The 4,815-nt window shown below is 36.6% G+C and carries 3 protein-coding genes; all 3 read left to right on the forward strand.

Annotated features, from left to right (window positions below):
• The first annotated feature begins 389 nt into the window (after window positions 1–389).
• Entirely contained in the window at window positions 390–1,901 is a 1,512-nt protein-coding gene (locus ABDZ53_RS11730) for a glycoside hydrolase family 43 protein (RefSeq protein ID WP_343756745.1), read from the forward strand.
• A gap of 25 nt (window positions 1,902–1,926) precedes the next feature.
• A complete protein-coding gene (locus tag ABDZ53_RS11735; protein ID WP_343756747.1) occupies window positions 1,927–3,303 on the forward strand; it encodes a family 43 glycosylhydrolase in 1,377 nt (458 codons plus the stop codon).
• 193 nt (window positions 3,304–3,496) lie between these two features.
• On the forward strand, window positions 3,497–4,678 hold the full coding sequence (locus tag ABDZ53_RS11740) for an MFS transporter (protein ID WP_343756749.1): 1,182 nt from the start codon (window positions 3,497–3,499) through the stop codon (window positions 4,676–4,678).
• Window positions 4,679–4,815 lie beyond the last annotated feature (137 nt).

The following is a 4,815-nucleotide window of genomic DNA, read 5'->3' on the forward strand; positions in this document are numbered from 1 at the left end:
CCCCCTGAAACTTAAGGCTTGAACAAAACAGAAATGGCCTGCGTTCGACAAAGCACTTAAGAATCCCACTGCTTTAGCTGTGGGAGTGTCAAAGGACAATACGACTTAGATCGTTGGGACGAGTTCCAGGCAGAGTTAGACGCTTTAAATGCTGATCAATATGTTGACATGATTAACGAAGCATACCGTGATCACCAAGAAGCGATTAGTGACGCTGAATAAACCCTTTCGATTTTAAATGGTTTAACTCAATTTTCACAAAGACTGAAACTGTCATCATGAAAGGTGATGAACCGTTTCAGTCTTTTTTGCTTAAAAAAGCATGCACACGTATAAGAAATATGAGGTCCGATCATTATATGTGGTGAAAACGCAAAAGGAGGCAGAAAATGGAAGAATTAAAAGCAATAAACCCTATCATACCACTAGATTATCCTGATCCAGATATCATACGTGTAGGAAAAACGTATTACATGGTATCAACCACCATGTATTTTTTGCCAGGATGTGAAATATTGCGTTCGTACGATTTAGTAAACTGGGAGCATGCATGTTTTGTATATGATCAATTAGATAGTACTGAAGCGCAAAGATTAGTAGGGAATCAAAATATTTATGGAAAAGGAATGTGGGCGGCAAGTTTACGTTACCATAAAGGAACATTTTATGTTGTGTTTGCAGCAAATGACACGAGAAAAACCTACCTTTACACAACAACTGATATAAATAAGCCATGGGTTAAAAAGGAAATAAAAGACTTTTACCATGATGCTTCATTGTTTTTCGATGATGACGAGAGAGTTTATATAATATATGGCAACAGTGATATATGGTTAACTGAATTAGATAAAGATTTATCAGGGCCTAAAAAGAATGGTACACATAAAATTATTGTATCGGAAAAAAATCTCATACTCGGATATGAAGGAGCTCATTTTTACAAAATAAATGATCACTATTATGTTTTTTTAATTCATTCGCTACCGGATAAATGGATGTGTACGCAAGCGTGTTATATGGCTAAATCATTAGATGACGAATTTATCGGTAAAGATATATTGTGCGATGATAGAGGATATTTCAATCAAGGTGTAGCTCAGGGAGGAATAGTTGATACGCCAGAGGGAGACTGGTATGCGATACTTTTTCAAGATCATGGAGCAGTTGGTAGATTGCCTATCCTGACTCTCATAAGATGGGAAAACAATTTTCCTGTAATTGGTCATAATGGTTCTATACCTTCAGAGTTTACTGTTAAGAGTACAAAATCAGATTATGACTATACACCATTGTATGGAAGCGATGATTTTACATCCGAAAATGACACCATTCATGGACTGAAACCTTTCTGGCAATTTAACCATGAGCCAAATATGAAAGGGTATCATCATAACCCTGATGAGGGGTATATTGAACTAACTAATCAAACAACTGCTGCAACATTTACACAAGTTCAGAATATGTTGACCCAAAGAATGCTATTTCCAAGATGTAGTGCCGAAGTTACCATTGATGCTTCTTTACTTAAGGAAGGAGATATAGCGGGTATCGCTGCTTTACAATCCCAATACGGCTTTGTTGGAATAAGAAAATTAAATGGAACTTATTCCATTGAGTTTCATTCTGCAATGAATAAAGGGCATAATAAAGCTCTTAATAATGAGAGAATTAAAGTGAATAATGAAAGTGTCATCTTAAAAATAGAAGTTTCTTTTGAAAACCAAAAGGATACGGCACGTTTTTATTATCATAACAAAGAGAAGTTTATTCAGATTGGTCAGGAGCACCATTTAAAATACAATCTAGAACATTTTACTGGCTATCGATTTGCTTTGTTTAATTGGGGAACTGAAATGACGGGTGGATCAGCACGCTTTTCGGAGTTAAAATACAGTCACTAATATTTTGAAAAAGGAGTTAATATAAATGAAAAAACAAGGATTTAATCCATACTTACCTTCATGGGAGTATATCCCAGATGGTGAACCTTATGTATTTAACGATAGAGTATATGTTTACGGTTCACATGATCGGTTCAATGGATATGTTTACTGTATGAATGATTACGTGTGCTGGTCTGCGCCAGTAGATGATTTGACAGACTGGCGATACGAAGGAATTATCTATAAAAAGACAGATGATCCAATCAACCCAGAAGGATCCATGTTTTTATATGCTCCAGATGTCACAGTCGGTCCTGACGGACGCTTTTACTTATACTATGTTCTTGACAAAATCCCCATTGTATCCGTAGCAGTATCCGACACACCAGCTGGAAAATATGAATTCTATGGGTATGTAAAAGATAAGAACGGTCATCGCTTAGGTGAAAGAGACGGAGATGAGCCTCAATTTGACCCGGGTGTCTTAACTGAAGGGGATAAAGTTTATTTATACACTGGATTCAGTGCTAAAGGAGATAAATCCAGGAGTGGGGCAATGGCAACTGTTCTAGCATCAGATATGGTTACTATTGTAGAGGATACTGTCTTTGTGTTACCAAGTGAGCCTTACAGTAAAGGAACAGGCTTTGAAGGTCATGAATTCTTCGAGGCGCCATCTATTCGTAAGATTGGAGACTTGTACTATCTCGTTTACTCATCTGTTGTTATGCACGAACTCTGTTACGCTGTAAGTAAGGAGCCTACAAAAGGATTTAAATACCAAGGTGTTATCGTAAGTAATAATGATATTGGCATCGATACGTATAAGCCTGCAGATAAACCTATGGCTTTCGGAGGAAATAATCATGGCGGTATGGTGCAAATTAAAGAAGACTGGTACATCTTTTATCACAGACATACGAATGGGTCTAACTTTAGTAGGCAAGGCTGTTTAGAAAAAATAGAAGTAGATAAAGATGGTAAGATTGCACAAGTGGAAATCACATCTTGCGGTCCAAACGGTGGACCACTTAAAGGAAAAGGAGAATACCCTGCTTACATCGCCTCTCATTTAACTCACAGAGATGAACAGATGTATACTGGTGACTTATGGATGGACAGTCAGTATCCTAAGATTACTCAAGACGGTAAAGATGGCGATGAAGAAATAGGATATATTATGAACATGACAGACTCAGCTACAGCCGGTTTTAAATATTTTTATATTAAAGATGTAAATACAGTAAAAATAAAAGTAAGAGGGTATTGTAACGGAGCATTTGAATTAAAAACTTCATGGGACGGAGAAGTGTTAGGGAAAATACCGGTGGATTATACAAACGTATGGACAGACTACCAGGCTGATATTAAAATACCTGATGGCATTCACTCTCTATACTTTACCTATACAGGTGGCTGAAGAGCAAGCTTGGCTTCTTTTACCTTGTCCGAATAACACTTATTTCAAAAGTATAAAACAGAAATAACTAGTGTTGATATTCTAAAAGTATTGTTGCTAAATAAGCTTGAATTATTACTAGAGAACTCTATAATTAATATATTAGCCTTTTTATTAACGGTTATTATAAATTGAATAATGTGGAGGGAAATAGTTGAAAACTGCTTCATTTTATAAGGATTTGTCAAAAGATGGAAGATACATTGTCAAATGTATGTACTATGTTTTTGCTGTGAATGGTCTTTATGCTATGATTATGGGACCTTTGCTTCCGTACATTAGCGAGGCCTATCAATTAAGTAATACAGTGAGCGGATCTTTAATATCTGCCCATTATACAGGAAATTTACTGTCTAGTTTTATAGCTAGTATATTACCGGCTTATCTGGGGCGTAAAAATTCAGTCGTCTTTTTAAGTAGTTTCGTTATAGTCGGATTCTTACTTATGATACTCACAGGAAATCCTTTCTTGCTTTTACTTTCATTCTTCTTTACAGGTATCAGTCGTGGAAGCATATCTAACTTTAATAATGCCACGATGAGCGAAATTTCCAATAGTAATTCTGCCGCACTGAGCTTTATGCATGCCGTATTTGCCATTGGGGCACTCATTGCTCCGTATGTAGTGGTTGCATCTGTTAGCCTGATTGGCAGTAACGGATGGAGATTGGCGGCTATCTTTATTATTGTTCTTACAACCATTTCGGTTATCTTATTTACCAGAATGAAGTTGAATGAGAATGTAGTTAAGAAGAAAAATCCTTTGTCATACGACTTTATGAAAAAGAAGACTTTCTGGATTTTAGCCAGTATTTTATTCTTTTATCTTTGTGCCGAAGCTACAATTAACGGTTGGTTAGTCATGTACTTTGTAGACTCAGGTATATTTTCAATTGGCTACTCTCAGTTCTTAGCCTCACTATTGTGGATAGGAATCTTAGTCGGTCGCTTAACCGTTTCAGCAATCAGCCATAAGTTTAGTAATAAGCAAATCCTATATGTTTTATCCATCGTCACTACAGCTCTCTTTATTTTATTACTCTCTTCAAGAGACGTTACGGTGATTACATTGACCATATTTGCTTTAGGCTTGTCCTTAGCCGGCATCTATCCGACAACAGTTGCTGCAACGGGTGGTTTTATAAAAGACTATCCGATGGCAATGGGTATCTTACTCGTGCTAGGTGGCATAGGTTCCATAGTTATGCCTATCATTACAGGGGCGGTTGCCGATCAATTCGGAATCCTATTCGGAATGGCCGCCATCGTATTTGCTCTAGCTCTCTTAATCATTTCCGTCTTTGCTTATGATATGGATACGAGAAATAAAATATAAAGATTCAAAAGAAGTTCCCTAATTTATGAGGGTGCTGAAAAAGAAACCCTTTTCAAGGGCTATAAATGGGTAAAATAAATAATCAGTGATTATCTGGTAAATTTCAAGGCATTTACACAGGTAGCACTGATTATTTT

Origin of the sequence: Alkalibacterium iburiense (assembly GCF_039521845.1) — a bacterium.
GTDB lineage: Bacteria > Bacillota > Bacilli > Lactobacillales > Carnobacteriaceae_A > Alkalibacterium > Alkalibacterium iburiense.

Excerpts from the sequence above, each read along its gene's own strand:
- ABDZ53_RS11730 (WP_343756745.1), top strand. The coding sequence starts at position 390 with ATGGAAGAATTAAAAGCAATAAACCCTATCATACCACTAGATTATCCT.
- ABDZ53_RS11735 (WP_343756747.1), top strand. The coding sequence starts at position 1,927 with ATGAAAAAACAAGGATTTAATCCATACTTACCTTCATGGGAGTATATC.